At 60.2% G+C, this 18949-nt stretch carries 19 protein-coding genes; 13 read left to right on the top strand and 6 right to left on the bottom strand.

Annotated elements, in window-relative coordinates:
- Positions 1-455: 455 nt before the first annotated feature.
- Positions 456-1106 carry a 5-formyltetrahydrofolate cyclo-ligase gene (locus GA829_RS22590; RefSeq protein ID WP_195174849.1) on the bottom strand — a complete coding sequence of 217 codons (651 nt, stop codon included), beginning with the start codon at positions 1104-1106 and terminating at the stop codon, positions 456-458.
- A 170-nt stretch (positions 1107-1276) separates the two neighbouring features.
- On the opposite strand from GA829_RS22590, the gene GA829_RS22585 reads away from it, so the two are divergent.
- Both GA829_RS22585 and GA829_RS22580 read left to right on the top strand, forming a co-directional pair.
- A complete protein-coding gene (locus GA829_RS22585; protein WP_195174848.1) occupies positions 1277-2542 on the top strand; it encodes an NAD(P)/FAD-dependent oxidoreductase in 1266 nt (421 codons plus the stop codon).
- Positions 2543-2683: 141 nt separating this feature from the next.
- Positions 2684-4663: a bifunctional 2',3'-cyclic-nucleotide 2'-phosphodiesterase/3'-nucleotidase gene (locus GA829_RS22580; RefSeq protein ID WP_195174847.1), complete on the top strand. Its 1980-nt coding sequence runs from the start codon at positions 2684-2686 to the stop codon at positions 4661-4663.
- Between the two features lie 67 nt (positions 4664-4730).
- On the opposite strand, the gene GA829_RS22575 is transcribed toward GA829_RS22580, so the two are convergent.
- The 3 genes from GA829_RS22575 to GA829_RS22565 all read right to left on the bottom strand — a co-directional run bounded on the left by GA829_RS22575 (position 4731) and on the right by GA829_RS22565 (position 8255).
- Complete coding sequence (locus GA829_RS22575) at positions 4731-5987, bottom strand: SAM-dependent methyltransferase (RefSeq protein WP_195174846.1); 1257 nt, start codon at positions 5985-5987, stop codon at positions 4731-4733.
- A 67-nt stretch (positions 5988-6054) separates the two neighbouring features.
- Positions 6055-6900 (bottom strand): DUF1365 domain-containing protein, encoded by an 846-nt coding sequence (locus tag GA829_RS22570; RefSeq protein ID WP_195174845.1) that lies wholly within the window; start codon positions 6898-6900, stop codon positions 6055-6057.
- A 14-nt stretch (positions 6901-6914) separates the two neighbouring features.
- On the bottom strand, positions 6915-8255 hold the full coding sequence (locus tag GA829_RS22565) for an NAD(P)/FAD-dependent oxidoreductase (RefSeq protein WP_195174844.1): 1341 nt from the start codon (positions 8253-8255) through the stop codon (positions 6915-6917).
- A gap of 254 nt (positions 8256-8509) precedes the next feature.
- Here GA829_RS22565 and GA829_RS36835 point away from each other — a divergent pair, with 254 nt between their 5' ends.
- From GA829_RS36835 to kdsA, 4 genes are all read left to right on the top strand, one after another.
- Complete coding sequence (locus GA829_RS36835) at positions 8510-8641, top strand: hypothetical protein (RefSeq protein ID WP_258051835.1); 132 nt, start codon at positions 8510-8512, stop codon at positions 8639-8641.
- 148 nt (positions 8642-8789) lie between these two features.
- On the top strand, positions 8790-9080 hold the full coding sequence (locus GA829_RS22560) for a Dabb family protein (RefSeq protein WP_195174843.1): 291 nt from the start codon (positions 8790-8792) through the stop codon (positions 9078-9080).
- Positions 9081-9181: 101 nt separating this feature from the next.
- Positions 9182-10066, top strand: coding sequence for a VOC family protein (locus GA829_RS22555; protein WP_195174842.1), 885 nt, complete (start codon positions 9182-9184; stop codon positions 10064-10066).
- Positions 10063-10896 carry a 3-deoxy-8-phosphooctulonate synthase gene (gene kdsA, locus GA829_RS22550; RefSeq protein ID WP_195174841.1) on the top strand — a complete coding sequence of 278 codons (834 nt, stop codon included), beginning with the start codon at positions 10063-10065 and terminating at the stop codon, positions 10894-10896. The genes GA829_RS22555 and kdsA overlap by 4 nt, the downstream gene beginning before the upstream one ends.
- A 21-nt stretch (positions 10897-10917) precedes the next feature.
- Here kdsA and GA829_RS22545 read toward each other — a convergent pair whose 3' ends face one another.
- Positions 10918-11541 carry a vacuolar protein sorting-associated family 26 protein gene (locus GA829_RS22545; RefSeq protein WP_195174840.1) on the bottom strand — a complete coding sequence of 208 codons (624 nt, stop codon included), beginning with the start codon at positions 11539-11541 and terminating at the stop codon, positions 10918-10920.
- A 195-nt stretch (positions 11542-11736) separates the two neighbouring features.
- On the opposite strand from GA829_RS22545, the gene GA829_RS22540 reads away from it, so the two are divergent.
- Positions 11737-11940, top strand: coding sequence for a dodecin family protein (locus tag GA829_RS22540; protein ID WP_195174839.1), 204 nt, complete (start codon positions 11737-11739; stop codon positions 11938-11940).
- Positions 11941-12059: 119 nt separating this feature from the next.
- Here the strand turns inward: GA829_RS22540 and GA829_RS22535 are convergent, their stop codons facing one another.
- Positions 12060-12887: an oxidoreductase gene (locus GA829_RS22535; RefSeq protein WP_195179775.1), complete on the bottom strand. Its 828-nt coding sequence runs from the start codon at positions 12885-12887 to the stop codon at positions 12060-12062.
- An 80-nt stretch (positions 12888-12967) separates the two neighbouring features.
- Between GA829_RS22535 and GA829_RS22530 the strand changes: the two genes are divergently transcribed.
- The 6 genes from GA829_RS22530 (at position 12968) to GA829_RS22505 (ending at position 18947) form a co-directional block, all read left to right on the top strand.
- A complete protein-coding gene (locus tag GA829_RS22530) occupies positions 12968-13894 on the top strand; it encodes an AraC family transcriptional regulator (protein WP_195174838.1) in 927 nt (308 codons plus the stop codon).
- A gap of 357 nt (positions 13895-14251) precedes the next feature.
- Positions 14252-15526, top strand: a complete 1275-nt coding sequence (gene eno / locus GA829_RS22525) for a phosphopyruvate hydratase (RefSeq protein ID WP_195174837.1) — start codon at positions 14252-14254, stop codon at positions 15524-15526.
- A 154-nt stretch (positions 15527-15680) separates the two neighbouring features.
- Positions 15681-16004: an FtsB family cell division protein gene (locus GA829_RS22520; protein ID WP_195174836.1), complete on the top strand. Its 324-nt coding sequence runs from the start codon at positions 15681-15683 to the stop codon at positions 16002-16004.
- 192 nt (positions 16005-16196) lie between these two features.
- Positions 16197-17237, top strand: a complete 1041-nt coding sequence (pdhA, locus tag GA829_RS22515; protein WP_195174835.1) for a pyruvate dehydrogenase (acetyl-transferring) E1 component subunit alpha — start codon at positions 16197-16199, stop codon at positions 17235-17237.
- Between the two features lie 15 nt (positions 17238-17252).
- A complete protein-coding gene (locus GA829_RS22510) occupies positions 17253-18650 on the top strand; it encodes a pyruvate dehydrogenase complex E1 component subunit beta (protein ID WP_195174834.1) in 1398 nt (465 codons plus the stop codon).
- 78 nt (positions 18651-18728) lie between these two features.
- Positions 18729-18947: a hypothetical protein gene (locus GA829_RS22505; protein ID WP_195174833.1), complete on the top strand. Its 219-nt coding sequence runs from the start codon at positions 18729-18731 to the stop codon at positions 18945-18947.
- Positions 18948-18949: the final 2 nt, after the last annotated feature.

Genomic DNA, 18949 nt, shown 5'->3' with positions numbered 1-18949 from the left:
GCCCAGTAATCCTGGGACATTTCCCCAGCCCCACTATGCGTGTCAGGATAGTCGATACCTGCGAAAACCTGTCGAGGCCCCTGGATATTAAAATCGCCGCCCTTCTCGATTTGATAGGAGCATTTTCCGGATATGCGAGTCTGACCGTCAACAACGAGGAGGCAGCGGCCCCATTTGTAGCCGCTCGGCAAACGATGCTGTGGTTGCGAAGGCGAAAGGGAAAACGCAATTGCAAGGGCAGCCGCTATGGTTCGTCCGATCATCTTGTCATCCGTTGTGAAGCAGTCAATCCAGGACCGGCTGGACACTGTTGGATCCGGCAGGGGCGCATGTCGCAACAGTCTTGCGCGGCATGGTCTCCTTAAGGATCATGCTATTTGTCGACCAAGTCGGATTTTTGTCACGTGACATTTGCGAAACGGAAATCCGACTGGCCTCATTTTCCAGCAGCGCTGTCAGGCCTCGGTAACGAGCCGGTCCATCGGGATGTCGTGCGGTTGCGGATAGATGGTCGCGATGCGCTGCAATTCATAGCCAACGCCGATGACCAGCGGCTTGAATGGCATTGCCGCCAGCGTGCGGTCGAAAAAGCCGCCGCCATAGCCGAGGCGATAGTTTCCGGGGTCGATGCCGACAATCGGTGAGATGACAATGTCGGGAAGAACCGGGTCGCCCTCGGCTGGGATCGGAATGTTCCAGACCCCCTTTTCCAGCCGGTCGCCTGGCGCGTAGGCGCGAAAAATCAGCGGCTGGCCCTTCTCGATGACAATCGGCAGCGCTGTACGTCCGCCTCGCCCGTTGACGGAGGCCATCCATGGCCGCAGGTCAGGCTCGCCACGGAACGGCCAATAAAGGCTGACCAAGCGTCCGGCGATGTCGCCGATCACGGCGTCAAGACCTTCGGCGATACGCTGCGACATGGCCGCTCGTACATCAGCTGAGACAGCGAGGCGGGCGGCGATCAGGCGTTCGCGCTCGGCCTTGCGCCAGCGTCTTACATCGGTCCAGTCGGATAGCGGCGCTCGAAACTCGGGGGCGAGTTCATGCATGAAACAAGGTGGCGAGGAATACTGCGCCGGACCTTCTTCGTCATGGTCGTTAGCCACGCTTCACCTATCCCGCTATTTTGATCAAACTATACCTGCTTGCGGCAAGCGGTACGTGTATTCACGACATTCGGCGACGAGTCCCGGGTAGATGCCGGGGAGGTGTTGTTGCACTGCACAAAAGCACCTACATCACGGCCAGGTGATTTTACTCGTCAGGAGTGAATGAGATGAACGAAGCCAGCCATCATGTCGTCGTCGTCGGCGCGGGTTTCGGGGGCCTCGAATTGACCAGCGCGCTTGCCGGTGCATCGGTGCGCGTGACCATGATCGACAAGCGCAATCATCATCTCTTCCAGCCACTTTTGTATCAGGTGGCTACCACGGCGCTGGCAACGTCGGAGGTCGCATGGCCGATCCGTCATCTCCTGCGCAAGCGCAAGGATGTCACGACGCTGCTTGGCAATGTCACTGGCGTTGATCGTGCTGGCAAGCGCGTGCTGCTCGACGATGGCAGCGCGATTGCCTACGACACGCTGGTGCTCGCCACTGGCGCCCGCCACGCCTATTTCGGCCATGATGAGTGGGAGCCATTCGCACCCGGGCTGAAGACGCTGGAGGATGCAACCACCATTCGCCGGCGCATTCTGCTGGCCTTCGAACAGGCGGAGCGCGAAACCGATCCCGCCAGGCGTCAGGCGCTGTTGACGATAGCAATCGTTGGTGGCGGCCCAACCGGCGTGGAACTGGCCGGCACCATCGCCGAACTGGCGCATGACACGTTGCGTGGCGAGTTCCGCAACATCGACACACGCCAGACGCGCGTGGTGCTGATCGAGGCAGGCAGCCGCATCCTGTCCAATTTCGCACCAGAACTCTCCGACTATGCCAGCAAGGCCCTGGAGCGGCTTGGCGTGAAGATCGAGCTTGGACGCGCCGTTACGCGCTGTGATGCTGAAAGTGTCGTCTTTGGGGAGACGCATCTGCCGGCCAGGACCATCCTGTGGGCCGCCGGCGTCGCCGCTTCACCTGCCGCCGAATGGCTGGCGGCGAAGGCGGATCGGGCGGGCAGGGTGCTTGTCGAACCAGACCTGACCGTGCCAGGCAGCCCGGAGATTTTTGTCATCGGCGACGCCGCCCTTGTGATGCGGCCCGACGGGCGGCCCGTGCCTGGCGTGGCACCTTCGGCCAAGCAGGAAGGCCGGCATGTTGCCGCGACCATCAAGGCGAGGCTCGGCGGTAGCACGGCTGCCCGGCCGTTCCACTACAAGCATGCGGGCGACCTGGCGACGATCGGCAAGCGCGCCGCCGTGATCGATTTTGGCTGGATCAAGCTCACCGGCTGGCCGGCCTGGTGGCTCTGGGGTCTTGCCCACATCTACTTCCTGATCGGATTCCGCAACCGGCTGGCGGTTTCACTAAGCTGGCTATGGATCTACGCGACAGGCCAGCGCAGCGCGCGGCTGATCACGCAAGGCGACGAAGACAAGAGCTGACACCACGTTAGTCATCCGCGCGTCATCTGTTGCTGATGGGACTGCAATCCGACGCGCGACTTCTTGAATGGACTCCCACGAGTTTCAGCGCGAAGTTCGCTCCGGGCAGGACTTGTCACGTCGTTGAAGAAGGAGAACACAATGTCGCAACTGCTCCAACCCGTCTCCCGTCGTTCATTACTAGCCGGGATGGCCGCCACAGGGGCACTGATCATGCTGCACCCGTTCTCCGCCCGAGCCCAGGCCAATCAGGCGCACCTCAGGATCATGGAAACGACCGACATCCATGTGAACGTGCTGCCTTACGATTACTACGCCGACAAAGCGAACGACACTATGGGTCTGTCACGGACGGCGTCGCTGATTGACGCGGTGCGCAAGGAAGCCACCAACGCGATGCTGATCGACAATGGCGACCTGCTGCAGGGCAACCCGATGGGCGACTATATCGCCTACGAAAAAGGCATGAAGGAGGGGGATCTTCATCCGATCATGAAGGCCATGAACCTGCTCGGCTATGAATGCTCGACGCTGGGCAACCACGAATTCAACTACGGCCTGTCCTTCCTGGACAAGGTATTGGCCGGCGCCAATTTCCCCTTCGTCTGCGCCAACCTGATCCGCGGCACGCAATTGGCCACGAACCCGCGCGACGACAAGCTCTATCTCAAGCCCTACGTCATTGTCGAAAAGAAGATCAAGGACGGGTCAGGCGCCGAACAACCGATCAAGATCGGCATCATCGGCTTCGTGCCGCCACAGGTCATGGTCTGGGACCTCAAGAACCTCGAAGGCAACGTCAAGACGCGTGACATTGTCGAGGCCGCCAAGGCATGGGTGCCGCAAATCAAGGAGGAAGGCGCCGACATCGTCATCGCGCTTTCGCACTCCGGCATCGACACCAAGCAGGGCGACATGATGGAGAACGCCTCGTTCTTCGTCGCCGGCGTCGAGGGCATCGATGCCGTGTTCACCGGCCACCAGCACCTCGTCTTCCCCGGCAAGAAGGATTTTCAGTCTCTGGAAGCCGTCGACACCCAGAAAGGCACGTTGCAAGGCAAACCCGCCGTCATGGGAGGCTTCTGGGGCTCGCATATGGGGCTGATCGACTTGATGCTGGAGCGCGACGGGTCGAAATGGAAAGTGATTTCGGCGACATCCGAGGCGCGGCCGATTTTCGAGCGTGTCGACAACAAGAACAAGCCGACTGTTCCGGACGACAATCGCATCATCGCCGCGCTCGAGCAGGATCACCAGGCGACCCTTGCCTATGTACGCCGCCCTGTCGGCAAGACCTCGGCGCCGCTCTATTCCTATTTCGCTCTGGTCGCCGACGATCCGTCGGTTCAGGTCGTCAGCCAGGCGCAGACCTGGTACCTGAAAGATATCCTCAAGAGCACGCAATGGAAGGATGTGCCACTGCTGTCGGCGGCGGCTCCCTTCAAGGCGGGTGGGCGCAACGGCGCCGATTATTACACCGACGTGCCGGTGGGCGATATCGCCATCAAGAACGTCGCCGACCTCTACCTCTATCCAAACACCGTGCGTGCGGTCGAAATCACCGGCGCGCAGGTCAAGGAATGGCTGGAAATGTCGGCCGGCATCTTCAACAAGATCGAGCCGGGCAAAGCTGACCAGCCGCTGATCAACACGGAGTTTCCGTCCTACAATTTCGACGTCATCGACGGCGTCACCTACAAGATCGACCTGTCGCAGCCGCCGAAATATGACGCCAAGGGTGGGGTGGCCAATGCCGGTTCAAATCGCATCGTGGATCTGACGTTCGATGGAAAACCAATTGATCCCAAAATGAAATTCGTCGTTGCCACCAACAATTACCGCGCTGGAGGCGGCGGCAATTTCCCCGACATCAATGCCTCGAAGATCATCTATGAGGCGCCGGATACCAACCGGGACGTCATCGTCCGCTATGTCGTCAGCCAGGGTACGATCAATCCGTCCGCCGATGGCAACTGGTCTTTCGCCGCACTGCCCGGAACCAGCGTCGTGTTCGAGACCGGCGCCAAGGCAAAGGATTTCATAGCCGACGTCAAATCACTGAAGATCGAACCCGCGGGCGATGGCGAAGCGGGTTTTGCGAAATACCGCATTCTTCTCTGAGGGCTGCCCGGACTTTGCTCCTCGACCAAGTCCCCAAGCCTATGCGGGCGTGGGGACTTGCCGCGCACTACGCCTTGTAGATCACCTGGCGCACGTCGATGTAGCTGGCCCGGAACCCAGCCTCGCAATAGTGCAGGTAAAACTCCCACAGCTTCTTGAAGCGGTCGTCGAAGCCGAGCGGAACGATCTTTTCCCACGATGCCCAGAAGCGCTCACGCCAATCGGCCAGCGTGCGGGCGTAATCCTCGGGGAAGACGCGCTCGCGCAAATGGGCAAGGCCATGGTTGGCGCCCAGCGTTTTCAGGATCGAGGGTGTCGGCAGCATGCCGCCCGGGAAAACGTAGCGCTGGATGAAATCCGGCCTGGCGCGGTATGTGGCGTAGGCGGCTTCGTTGATGGTGATGATCTGCAGGCCCGCCGTGCCGCCTGGCCGCAGGCAGGCCTTCATCTTGCCGAAGAACACCGGCCAGTATTTTTCGCCGACCGCCTCGAACATTTCGATCGAGGCAATGCGGTCATAAGTGCCGGTCTCGTCGCGATAGTCCTGCAGCTTGATGTTGACCTTGTCGCTCAGCCCGGCCTTCTCGATGCGCGCCTTGGCGAAATCGTGCTGTTCGCGGCTGATCGTCAGGCCGGTGACCCGGCAACCAATCTCACGCGCCGCGAACTCGGCAAAGCCGCCCCAGCCGCAGCCGATCTCCAGGACATGGTCCTTCTTGCCGATGCCGATATCCTTGGCCAAGGCACGATATTTGGCGGCCTGCGCGCTTTCCAGATCATTGGCGCCGGTCGTGTACAGGGCCGAGGAATAGGTCATGCTCGGGTCGAGCCACTCCTTGTAGAAGGCATTGCCAAGGTCATAATGCGCGGAAATGTTGCGTTTCGACCCGGTGCGGGTGTTCTCGTTGAACCAGTGGCGGATGCGCTGGACAGTGTTGATGACCCAGCTGGCGCCGCCAGCGACACGCTCGCCAATCGCCGAGTTGATGACGAACAGTTCGAGGAAGCTGGTCACATCAGGGCTTTCCCAATCGCCGTCGATGTAGGATTCGGCAACGCCGATGGTGCCGCCGGAAAATGCCCGGCCAGGCAGACGCCAGTTCTTCAGCACCAGTTCGGCATCGGGGCCGGGACCTTTGCCGCCAACGAGAACGGAGCGGCCGTCAGGCAACCTCACCTTGAGTGAGCCGCGCGGCAGGTTCATCGCCGCCGATAGCACCATCCGCGCCTTGGCCGGCAAACCCTTGACGATCTCGGCGAAATTGAATTCGTCGAGCTTGATTGCATCGCCCGACCCAATTCCGGTGTGTTCCTTGGTAGTCATTTCACGTCCCTGGAATCATTTTGCGGGGCCGGCAATTAAACCTGCCAAACTCCACACCCTCTCGCAGTCATTCGCCAGGTTCGAACGCCGCTCCATGGTCCCGATAGCTGGCCGATTCGGGCGCGGGCGGGCTCGAACGAAAGCGTGCACCCTTTAACCAGAGCTTCAACGCTTCCCAGTGAATTCCCGCCACAATCTTCCACGTCATCAGTGGGAACTTCAAGAGGCAAGTCGCAAGCTGGGCTGTGCCAAGCGGTTGACCTTCGCCTGCAAAGGTAGCGGATAGCAGCGGTTCGCCCTTTTCCGTCTCATGAATACGCAGGCGCACCACCTTACCTGGGGGCAATATATGGAAGTGGTAGCGCGCGCCCATGTCGATGAAAGGGGAGACGTGAAAGATCTTTGTCCTGGTCTGGCGCACCCCGGCCGAACTGAGGTCGCCGGGTTCGATCGGAGCGACATAACTGTGCCGCTCGCCAAACGTATTGCGCACGGCGTAGATCATGGCGATCAGCACGCCGGCATCATCATAGCAGAAATAGACCGAGATCGGATTGAAGGCGTAGCCGAAGATGCGGGGGTAGGCGAGCAGCAGGATGCGCGCCGCGGGTTTTGTCAGGCCGGCACCAGCGAGCAGCCGGTCCGCGAAATTCCGCAAGGTCTCGCCTGGCCGCTCGACATGATCGCTCTCATGAAATGAGGAGAGGCCGCGTCTGTTGACCCGCAACAACCACGTCATGCGCCCCAGTTCAGATAGTCTGTCGATATCGACGAGCAGCGAAAAGACCGAATAGACGAAACGATGGCCGAACGGTTTCAGCCGTGCATGCATGACGTCGCCCGGGTAAAGCACACCTGCCGCCTGCGGCGGCGGTCCGTTTTCCGTCATTGTCGAAATGCGTTGTCTGGTCATCGCGGTTGTTTTTGCTATTCGGCGGCCAGCGCAAGTTCGGGCAATGCGCTTGCGGTTCGCCACGGCACGGTCGCACCAAGTGCGATCGCGGCGTCGAGGCCCGAACGCAGCCCATCTTCGTGAAAGCCGTGCCCTGTCCACGCTCCGGCAAAATACGTACCGCGCACGCCCTGGATGTCGTCGAGGCGCGCCTGGGCCGACAAGGCGCGGGCGTCATATTGGGGATGGTCGAAAACCCATTCGCCAAACACCAGTTCTTCACGCGGCTCGACGACCGGATTGAGCGAAACAAACAATGGCTTGTTCTCGTCGATGCCTTGCAGGCGATTCATCCAGTATGTCACGGATACTTCCGTCTCGTTGCGGTCGCAGGACGAACGCAGATAGTTCCATGCCGACCAGGCAGCGCTGCGTTTCGGCATAAGCCGCGGATCGCGATGCAGGATTACCCGGTTTGGCCGATAGGGGATCGCCGAAAGGATCGTCTCCTCAACGCTTGAAGCATCACCCAGCATGGCAAGCGCCTGATCGCTATGGGTGGCGATGATGACATTGTCGAAACGGTCGGGCGGCATGTCGCCGGCCCAAACAGTGATGCCGAAGGCGTCGCGAACCATGGTTTTGACTGGTGCGGAAAGTTTCAGGCGCGAACCGAGCGGCGCCAGCAGCTTCTGCAGATAGTTTTTTGAGCCACCGCTCACTGTCCGCCATGCCGGACGTTCGCTGTGGATGAGGCGGTGGTTTTCGAAAAAGGAGATGAAACTCGACGCCGGGTAATCCAGCATCCTGGCCCGTGGTGTCGACCAGATCGCGGCCGCCATCGGCATCAGATAGTTGTCGCGGAATACAGCCGAGTAGCGCTTCTTCTCCAGGTAATCGCCGATCGTGATATGTCCGAGAGTGCCACTGTCGCGGTCAACGACGCATTCCTTGTTGAACCGCAGGATTTCGCGCAGCATCCATAGAAAGCCGGGCGAGAAGAAATTGCGTTTCTGGGCAAATATCGTGCGCAGCGTCGAACCGCACCATTCGAGCTTGCCACCGTCCAGCGACAGCGAAAACCCCATATCGCTTTCATGCGTGGCGACGCCCAGATTCGAAAACAGCGCGGTGAGGTCCGGGTAGGCAAGTTCGTTGTAAACGATGAAGCCGGTGTCCACCGAGACTGGCGCGCCGTCATAGTCGATGTCTACGGTGGCAGTGTGCCCGCCTGGGCGGGCCGATGCTTCAAACAAGGTGACATCGGCTGATGGATGAAGTGCCCAGGCGGCTGCGGCTCCTGAAATTCCCGATCCAATGACCGCGATCTTTTTTCTGCCGCCGTCTTTGCCGCGGTTGATAGGCACGATGTTCATCTGGTCCCCTTGCATCGACTTTTTGGCTGTCATGGCGCTGTTGAAGCGGCATGCGGTGGTCAATGAAGAGGTACGGGGCAATCGACGCCGAGTTTCACGCTTGATGCGGACAAAATGTCTCTCGGCGTGTCGAAGCCGGCTTCCAGAACGGGCCCAGGCCAACAGATGCGGCTTGGCCAGAAAGATTGTGGGATGGACGCCAGCCGGCATTGGAATTCTATGGCCGCGGCCATCCTGATGCGATAGCTTTAGCCATGCGTTATGTAATCGTCATCTCCGCCATCGCTTTCTTCCTGATCTGGGACGGGCTCTATAATCAGGGCCGCTATCTTGATCTCGCGGTGAGGCAGACGACTCACGCCATCCATTACATCACGGGCAAGTAAGGCCGAGCGGCCTTTCCCCCGGCGAATCCTCGCACTGAAGCCCGCATTCGACACCTGTGCGGCCAACGGAAGCGCGGCGTTGTGGACGGTTGACGCGACCGTATCGCCGTAACAAAAGACCCCGGCATATTTGATCGAGGAGGCTGGGTTGATCCGGCATATCGTTTTCTTCAGCGCGCGGCGTAATGAGGATATAGAGGCAGTGCGCACCGGCCTGCTCGCGCTCGGCGGCATCCCCCATTCCAGTCTGTTCGAGGTGACTTACAACACCAAGGTCGATCCACTCTCGGACGCGATCGACGTGGTTGTCTATGCCGAGTTCGCCGATGATGCGGCCCTGGCCGCCTACAAGGCGCATCCGCTCTACGCAAAGACCACAAGCCACGTCAAACCATTGCGCGAACTGCGCTATTCGGCAGATGTGGTAGCCGGAAGCTGATCCAGCGCCGAGATTGCTTCGAAGGCTGTTGCTGTGCCGCAGAGGCCGGAGATGGCGATCAAGCCTTGAACCGCTTTGCGGAATGATGCACATCGCGCCGGATGACCCGTACAAGAACCACCGGCACCCATCCGCTTGATCATCTGGTGCTGCCGACGCAGAACCTGGATACGGCGCGTGCCAGGCTCGCCGCGCTTGGCTTTATCGTTGCACCGACTGGGGTTCATCCTTTCGGCACCGAAAACTGCTGCGTCTTCCTCTCGGACGGCACCTATCTTGAACCGCTGGCCGTCGGCGACGAGCACGCGGCGATGGCGGCCATCGCCAACGGAAACGTCTTCGTGGCACGCGACCGCACCTATCGCGACAGCCGAGGCGACGAAGGGTTCTCCGCACTGGTTCTGGGTACTGACAGCGCCGATTCGGACCATGCACGTTATGCCGAAGCTGGAATCTCGGCAGGAGAGATACTCAGCTTTTCGCGCGCTTTCGCCGATCCCTCCGGAAAGAGCGATATCGCATCGTTCAAACTTGCCTTCGCAGCCAATGACACGCAGGCGGATGCTTTTCTGTTTGCCTGCGAGCGGGTCAACGCCCCGAAAGTGGACCGCACGGCGCTGCAGGCCCATGCCAATGGCGCCGAAGGGATGGTCGAAATCATAGCCGTCAGCGACGCGCCTGCCACGCAGAGTCGCCTCGTGTCGATCGCCACGGGCGCGGTGGAACAGAGCGGCACGATATTTCACTTGCCGAATGCCACATTGACACTGCTGGACCCCGAGGCCTTTGAAGCGCGTTTCGGCCTAGCGACCGGCATGCCATCGAAATTCCGGTTTGCCGCGATCGTGTTTTCAGTCCGCAGTATTGACGCGCTTTCGAGGCTGCTTGCAGCCAATGCCATCAACCACGATATACGCGGCAATGGCATTATCGTGCGGCCGGCACCCGGACAGGGCGCCGCCTTTGTTTTCCAGGAGACCAGATGAGCAAGCCCAATTCGTCCGTGACTGTCGGCAATGTCGTCTTTGACAACACCGCGCCATTGTCGCTGATCGCTGGTCCTTGCCAGTTTGAATCGCGCCAGCACGCCTTCGACATGGCCGGCGCGCTGAAAGAACTGACGCAAAAGCTCGGCATCGGCCTCGTCTACAAGACGAGCTACGACAAGGCCAATCGTACCTCGCTGTCGGCCACCCGAGGCGCCGGGTTGGAGGCGGCGCTGCCGGTCTTCGACGATTTGCGCAAGGAATTCTCGCTCCCGGTGCTGACCGACGTCCATACCGAGGAACAGTGCGCGATCGTCGCCCCACATGTCGATATCTTGCAGATCCCGGCCTTTCTCTCGCGCCAGACCGATATGCTGGTCGCCGCCGCGAAAACCGGCAAGATCATCAATGTGAAGAAGGGCCAGTTTCTCGCCCCCTGGGACATGAAGAACGTCGTCGCCAAGATCACCGGCTCCGGCAACGCCAATGTTCTGGTTACAGAGCGTGGCGCGTCCTTCGGCTATAACACGCTGGTCTCCGACATGCGTGCGCTGCCCATCATGGCCGAGATCGGCGCACCGGTCATTTTCGACGCCACCCATTCGGTGCAGCAGCCGGGCGGGCAGGGCGGTTCTTCAGGCGGCGAGCGCCGCTTTGTCGAGACGCTGGCCCGCGCGGCCGTTGCCGTTGGCGTTGCCGGCGTCTTCATCGAGACTCATCAGGACCCCGACAATTCGACGTCGTCTGACGGCCCCAACATGGTGCCGTTGAAGGACATGCCGGCATTGCTCGAGCGCTTGATGGCTTTCGACCGCATCGCGAAGAGCTGACGGCGCATCGGTTGTTCCGGCTTACCGCCTCATGTCGATCGCGAAAACGGCGTAGTAGTCGACACCCGGCATCGGCGCGGTGACTGTCAGGATCCAGCGTACATTGCCATGCCGGCGTTCGTATACCGGTGGGCCGACCGAGGGAGGCGCATCGGCGGGGATCGCGAAGGCGAAGGGGATGCCGACGCTCGACTGCACCGAACCACGCGGGACGGCCAGCTTTTCCTCGTATTTGATTTCTTCCCTGTAAGTCGACTTCTCTCCCCCGGCTGTATTCACGATCGGCCCGCCCACCCGGTAGGTGCGGATGCATCGCAATTTGACCGTGTAGTCGCCGGAGGGAGCCAGATCGCGGCTCGACCGGAGCATGCCTTCAAACCGGCCGCCAGGTCTTGCCGCGCCGGCGTGAAGCGTCGTGGCGCCGAACTTGCGCACGCGCAGCGTGTCGCGGATCGCTTTCAGCAATGCGTAAAGCCCGATGACGGCGAAGACGACCGGGACAAATGCCAACGGATTGAATTCACGGTCGGTAACGTCGAAATTGAGCGGCAGCTCGAAATACCAGGGGATCAGAACCGCGATCACCCCCATGCCGCCGGCAAAGAAATAGCCACTCGACGCATTCGCCGCGTTGGCGTCGACCACAGGTTCCGCGGGCTCCACCACAACTGGCCGCTGACTACGCCTTCGGGCCACTGCTGCCTCGTCAAACGACCGCACGTTCCCTCAATGCCATGCAGGGTGGCCGCGTGACAATGGCTCCAGGTTGCCGGCGCTTGTGATCGATGGAAGCCGGCTGTACGCTTGGCCGGCAAATGAGCGTTTTGGCAGGAGGAAGCCATGTCTGTTGCCCGTGTCACCGAAATCACGTCGTCGTCGAAGAAGAGCTTTCAGGACGCCATCGAAAAGGGAATTATGCGCGCGTCCAAAACTCTCAAGAATGTCGAAGGCGCCTGGATTCAGGACCAGAAGATCGTCGTCGAGGACGGCAAGATCGCGGCTTACCGTGTCAACATGAAGGTAACCTTCATCCTCGCGGAGTGAGCGACAAAACCCGGGAACGGTCAGGGGCTCCTCTCATTGTCAAAGTCCAAGTCAACGACAATGAGGAGCGATATGGCGACAACCCAGACAGGACACACTGGAGCGATCGCCCAATTCAATCAGCCATCGGTCGAGACCGTGACAGATTTCCACAGCTCGATCTCCTGCTGAAGACGCTCGATTCTGTCCGAGACATGCGTGAGGGCATCGCTGCCAAGCAGGAGCTGAGGCGGCGGGTTGTCGGATTCGACCAGGCCTAAAACGGCGGTTGCCAGTTTGTTGGGGTCGCCGAGCTGCTTGCCGCTTTTTGCCTGTCGCGCCTCACGTATCGGATCAAAAAGTGCGTCGTAGTCGGCGATGGACCTTTCTGTGCGGACCATCGAGCGTCCGGCCCAGTCCGTCCGGAATGAGCCGGGGCAGACCGTGGTCACGTGGACACCGAACGGCGCCATTTCCGAGCGCATCACTTCCGATATGCCTTGGAGCGCAAACTTGCTGCCGCAATAGTAGGCGATGCCCGGCATGGTAATCATGCCGCCCATCGATGTGACATTGACGATGAACCCGCGGCGCCGCTCGCGGAACCGGGGAAGGAAGGCCTTGGCGACAGCGACAGCGCCGAAGACGTTCACATCGAACTGACGACGCATCTCTTCGATCGGCGACTCCTCAAGCACTCCCTCGTGGCCATAGCCGGCATTGTTGATCAACACGTCAACCGATCCATGTTCGTTCTCTGCCTGCCTGACGACCTCAGGTATGATGTCGAAATCAGTTACGTCGCAGAGGACTGAGCGAACTGAGGGGAGAGCGTCGGTGAGCGCTGCTCGCGATATCTCCGAGCGAACGGTGCCAATCACCCTATGGCCCATCTGGATGGCCGCGGAAGCTATGGCCAGGCCAAAGCCAGAATTCGCGCCGGTGATGAAGAAGGTCTTCTGTGACATAATCCGCAAGCTTTCCTTGATTGTAACGGATTGACAAATAGTATGAGGAAAGCCGCAGTTCGATTGTAGATTCTCTGAATATGTTGCCAATTCCTATTGACGCCAAAAGCGAACGATCCGGGCGAGGCGAGCTGGTCGCGTTGGCCGGGACGCTCGCCCCTCGTCGCGGCTACAACCCGACCGCGCTCAATTGCGTCCGCATACTGCGGACGGAAGCCGTGCTTCACGACATCCCGGTCCTCTACAAGCCGGGCGCGGTGTTCGTGTTACAGGGAAGCAAGCAAGGCCTCCTTGAGGGAGAAATCTACCGCTACGACGAACAACACTACCTGGCGGTTTCGGTGCCCGTTTCATTCCGCATGACGTCGACGGCCAGTCCGGAGCGGCCATTGCTTGCGGTCTATGTCGAGTTCGATATGCAGATGGCAGCCGAGATCGCCATGCAAGTGGAGATGCATGCCGAACTGGCAAGCGGCAAGCCACGAGGTCTCACGTCAAGCAGGATGGCCGCCGAAATCGAGGATGTCCTGCTACGCCTCCTGATGGCGCTTCGCAGCCCCGTTGAAATTGCCGTTCTTGGCGCCGGCATTCTGCGCGAACTGCACTACCGGGTGCTGGTCGGCCCGCAGGGCGGCGCAATGATCGCGGCGCTGCAACAGAAAGGCACATCCGGAAGGGTTATCCGGAGCCTCGCCTGGTTGCGAGAAAACTATGGCTCTGAAATTTCGATCGCTGATCTGGCAAGAAAAGTGGGCATGAGCGTTCCCTCCTACCATGTCCACTTCAAGGACCTGACCGGCACCAGTCCAATGCAGTACGTGAAAGCGATGCGGCTGCACGAAGCAAGATTGATGATAGTACGCCAGAACAGGACGATCGCAGAGGCCGCCGCTTCAGTCGGCTACGCGAGCACGGCTCAATTCAGCCGCGATTTCAAACGGCATTTCGGGCGCACGGCGTCGGAAGAGATGAAATGGGTCCGCCGCCATCTGGGCGAACTCGCCTAAGCTGGCGGCGAGCCAGGCCTGTTCGTTTTCAGCGGTGCCTATTCGCTGCTGTTCAAGGCAGGCAGCGCTGTTGCCTTTGGCGGCTGCTGACTGTCGCACGACGTCAGGAACGCCGCCGCGATCAGGAACAAACTCACAATACCGCTTAACTGGGACATGGCGAAACTCCTCCTGTTTCGCCCCGCGCGGCTGCAATCATAGACCAGAAACGACGATGGCGTGCATGACTTATGATGACAGAAATTTGCGTTTCGTTAATCGGTCTCGCGGCACTATTTGCGAGCGCCCCGATTGCCTTTTGCAGCGCTTTGGCTAAGACGTGCGCGACGCTTCGTCAGATCAATTGGGGACATCGCAATGACCGCCATCATCGACATTGTAGGGCGTGAAATCCTGGACAGCCGTGGAAATCCGACTGTCGAGGTCGATGTCATACTCGAGGACGGCTCGATGGGTCGGGCCGCGGTGCCTTCGGGCGCATCGACAGGCGCCCATGAGGCGGTTGAGCTCCGCGACGGTGGCGCCCGTTATCTCGGCAAGGGCGTGCTGCGCGCCGTCGAAGCCGTGAATGGCGAGCTGTTCGAGGCGATCGGTGGCATGGAAGCCGAAAACCAGATCCACATCGACCAGACCATGATCGAGCTCGATGGTACTCCCAACAAGAGCCGGCTCGGCGCCAACGCCATTCTGGGCGTCTCGCTGGCGGTGGCCAAGGCCGCTGCGGACGCTGCCGGCCTGCCGCTCTATCGCTATGTGGGCGGCACCAAGGCGCATGTCCTGCCTGTGCCGATGATGAACATCATCAATGGCGGTGCCCACGCCGACAACCCGATCGATTTCCAGGAGTTCATGATCCTGCCGATCGGCGCGCCGACGCTGCGCGAAGGCGTTCGCTGGGGCTCCGAAATCTTCCACACGCTCCGCAAGAAGCTGAAGGATGCCGGCCACAACACCAATGTCGGCGACGAGGGCGGCTTTGCGCCGAACCTGAAAAGCGCACCGGTGGCGCTCGATTTCATCATGGAATCGATCGAGAAGGCCGGCTTCAAGCCGGGCGAGGAAATCGCGCTTGGCCTTGATTGCGCCGCCACCGAATTCTTCAAGGACGGCAACTACGTCTATGAAGGCGAGAAGAAGACCCGTGACCCGAAGGCGCAGGCCAAATACCTGGCCAAGCTCGCTGCCGACTATCCGATCATCTCGATCGAGGACGGCCTAGCCGAGGACGACTGGGAAGGCTGGAAGTACCTGACCGACCTGATCGGCAAGAAGACCCAGCTGGTCGGCGACGACCTGTTCGTCACCAACACGGCGCGCCTGCGCGACGGCATCCGCATGGGCGTCGCCAACTCGATCCTTGTCAAGGTCAACCAGATCGGTTCGCTGACCGAAACGCTCGACGCCGTCGAGACCGCGCACAAGGCCGGCTACACCGCCGTCATGTCGCATCGCTCGGGCGAGACGGAAGATTCCACCATTGCCGATCTCGCAGTCGCCACCAATTGCGGACAGATCAAGACCGGCTCGCTGTCGCGCTCGGACCGCATGGCGAAGTACAACCAGCTGATCCGCATCGAGGAACAGCTCGGCAAGCAGGCGCAGTACGCCGGCAAGTCGGTGGTCAAGGGCTGATCCTTGCGACAATCCATATGCGAAAAGGGCGGGGTATCCCCGCCCTTTTTCATTTGAGGCCCCGCCACGCGCATCGTCCGTAACCGTCCGTTAAGCACAATCAGGCGAAAAACATCCTGGGCCGTATGAGTTCGCGGCCGCGAGGAGCCGAGTCATGTGGACGCGCCAGCACAAGCAGAGAAACACCGGCCGGCTGATCATTCCATCGCTTTGCGTGGCGTTTTTGGCCTATTTCGGCTTCCATGCCTATCACGGCGAATTCGGCATCTATTCCAAATACCGGCTGGAAGCGCAGACGGCCGAGCTGCAGGGCGAACTCGATGCCGTCAAGGCGCGCCGCGTGGAACTTGAGCGGCGTGTCCGGCTCATGCATGACGGCACGCTGGAGAAGGACATGCTCGACGAGCAGGCCCGCAGGGCGCTCAATGTGTCCCAGGCGGACGAAATCACCATCATGCTGCCGGCTTCGGTAAAGTAACCGGTTTCCAGTTAATCACCAATATTTTCAATGATTTTAACTGCTTAGACGCATGTCAGCTATGCAATTTCGGCATGGCGGAACGCTTTCCAGCGTGTTAGCCTCCCATAAATCGGTGGGGAGGAGCTGATCTCCCCGGAGCAGATTTCATCTGCTCAATGTCCGCAAAGAGACGCCAACAGGGAGTGATGCATGGCCACCGCCGCCAAAAAAGCGCCTGCCAAATCCAAATCGGATGGCAAATCGTCGGGGATTTCGGCTCCCAAGCCTTCGGAATTCACCAAGGACGAGGAGCTTGCCGCCTACCGGCACATGCTGCTCATCCGCCGCTTCGAGGAAAAGGCCGGCCAGCTCTATGGCATGGGTTTCATCGGCGGTTTCTGTCATCTCTATATCGGCCAGGAAGCTGTTGTCACCGGCATGAAGATGGCGCTGGTCGACGGTGACCAGATGATCACAGCCTATCGCGACCACGGCCACATGCTGGCGATGGAACTGTCGCCGCGCGGCGTCATGGCCGAACTCACCGGACGCCGGGGCGGCTTGTCGCGCGGCAAGGGTGGCTCCATGCACATGTTCTCCAAGGAGAAGCATTTTTACGGCGGCCACGGCATTGTCGGCGCGCAGGTGTCGCTCGGCACCGGGTTGGCCTTTGCCAACCGCTACCGTGACAACAACAACGTGTCGCTGACCTATTTCGGCGATGGCGCCGCCAATCAGGGCCAGGTCTATGAAAGCTTCAACATGGCCTCGCTGTGGAAGCTGCCGGTGATCTACATCATCGAGAACAACCGCTACGCCATGGGCACGTCGGTATCGCGCTCGTCGGCCGAGACCGACTTTTCGCATCGTGGTGCCTCCTTCAAGATCCCCGGCATCCAGGTCGACGGCATGGATGTGCGCGCGGTGAAGGCCGCCGGCGATCTCGCCACCGAATGGTGCCGTGCCGGCAACGGCCCGCTGATCCTCGAGATGCAGACATACCGCTATCGCGGTCATTCGATGTCCGATCCGGCGAAATACCGCTCCAAGGAAGAAGTGCAGAAGATGCGCTCCGAACATGACCCGATCGAGCAGGTCAAGGCGCGGCTGACCGAGAAGAAATGGGCGACCGAGGACGAGTTGAAGACCATCGACAAGGAGGTTCGCGACATCGTCGCCGATGCCGCCGAATTTGCCCAGAACGACGCAGAGCCGGATCCGTCCGAGCTCTGGACCGACATCGTATTGTAACGAGAGGGCTAGGACATGCCGATCGAAATTCTCATGCCCGCTCTCTCGCCGACGATGGAAGAGGGCAATCTTTCCAAGTGGTTGAAGAACGAGGGCGACAAGGTTGTCGCCGGTGATGTGATCGCCGAGATCGAAACCGACAAGGCGACGATGGAAGTCGAAGCCGTCGACGAAGGCACGCTGGGCAAGATCCTGATTGCCGCCGGCACCGAAGGCGTGAAGGTCAACACGCCGATCGCCGTGCTGTTGCAGGATGGCGAAAGCGCTGCCGATATCGGCAAGTCGGCGGCACCTGCAAAGGCTGAAGCGCCAGCGAAGGTGGAAGCTCCCGCCGAGGAAAAGACAGCCGCCGTAAAGCCGGCATCAGCACCGGTTGCCGCCGCACCCAAGGCGGACATCGCAGCCGATCCGGACATTCCGGCCGGTACCGAAATGGTCTCGACCACCGTGCGCGAAGCACTGCGCGATGCGATGGCCGAGGAAATGCGCCGTGACGGCGACGTCTTCGTCATGGGTGAGGAAGTCGCCGAGTACCAGGGCGCCTACAAGATCACGCAAGGCCTGCTGCAGGAGTTTGGCCCGCGCCGCGTCGTCGATACGCCGATCACCGAGCATGGCTTTGCCGGCGTCGGCGTCGGCGCGGCAATGGCTGGTCTTCGTCCGATTGTCGAATTCATGACCTTCAACTTCGCCATGCAGGCGATCGACCAGATCATCAACTCGGCCGCCAAGACGCTTTACATGTCGGGCGGCCAGATGGGCGCGCCGATCGTGTTTCGTGGACCAAACGGCGCCGCCGCTCGCGTCGCCGCCCAGCATTCACAGTGCTACGCTGCCTGGTACAGCCACATCCCCGGTCTGAAGGTGGTGATGCCGTATACGGCAGCTGACGCCAAGGGCTTGCTCAAGGCCGCGATCCGCGATCCGAACCCGATTATCTTCCTTGAGAATGAGATCCTCTACGGCCAATCCTTCGATGTGCCAAAGATGGATGATTTCGTGCTGCCGATCGGCAAGGCGCGTGTCCACAAGACCGGCAAGGACGTCACCATCGTCTCCTTCGGCATCGGCATGACCTATGCGGTGAAGGCGGAAGCCGAGCTGCGCGCCATGGGCATCGATGTCGAGATCATCGACCTGCGCACGATCCGTCCGCTTGATTTGGATACGATCATCACCTCGGTGAAGAAGACCAACCGCCTGATCGTCGTGGAAGAAGGTTATCCGCAAAGCTCGGTCGGCGACCATATCGCCAACCAGGTCTCGCAACGCGCCTTCGATTTCCTTGACGCGCCAGTCATAACCATTGCCGGCAAGGACGTGCCGATGCCTTATGCGGCGAACCTCGAAAAGGTGGCGCTGCCCAATGTCGGCGAGGTCATCGAGGCGGTCAAAGCGGTCACGTATCGCTAGGAGGCAGCGCCGATGGCATCGTTCGGGGCTTTTGCAATGATTGTTCCGACGGTCGCTATTGCTTGCCTTATACGTGCGATGACCGGCAGATTCGATGCCGTGCTTCTGATGCTGAGTGGCTGTGCGTCGCTGGTCCTGGCAATCGTTGCCACCGGCTCGGCCAAAGTCGATCAGGGCAGCGGCATGATGGTTCTCGAAATGAGCAAGAGCAGCTACCATTTCGGCGTCTTGCCGCCGGTGTTCGTCGTCGCCACGCTGACCGTTATGCGCGGCCTGTTCAAATTTATCCAGGAGTGAGC

This window comes from Mesorhizobium sp. INR15, assembly GCF_015500075.1.
In the GTDB taxonomy this organism is placed as follows: domain Bacteria; phylum Pseudomonadota; class Alphaproteobacteria; order Rhizobiales; family Rhizobiaceae; genus Mesorhizobium.
Note: the sequence above shows the minus strand (reverse complement) of the source record. Positions and strands in the feature narration are given on the sequence as shown.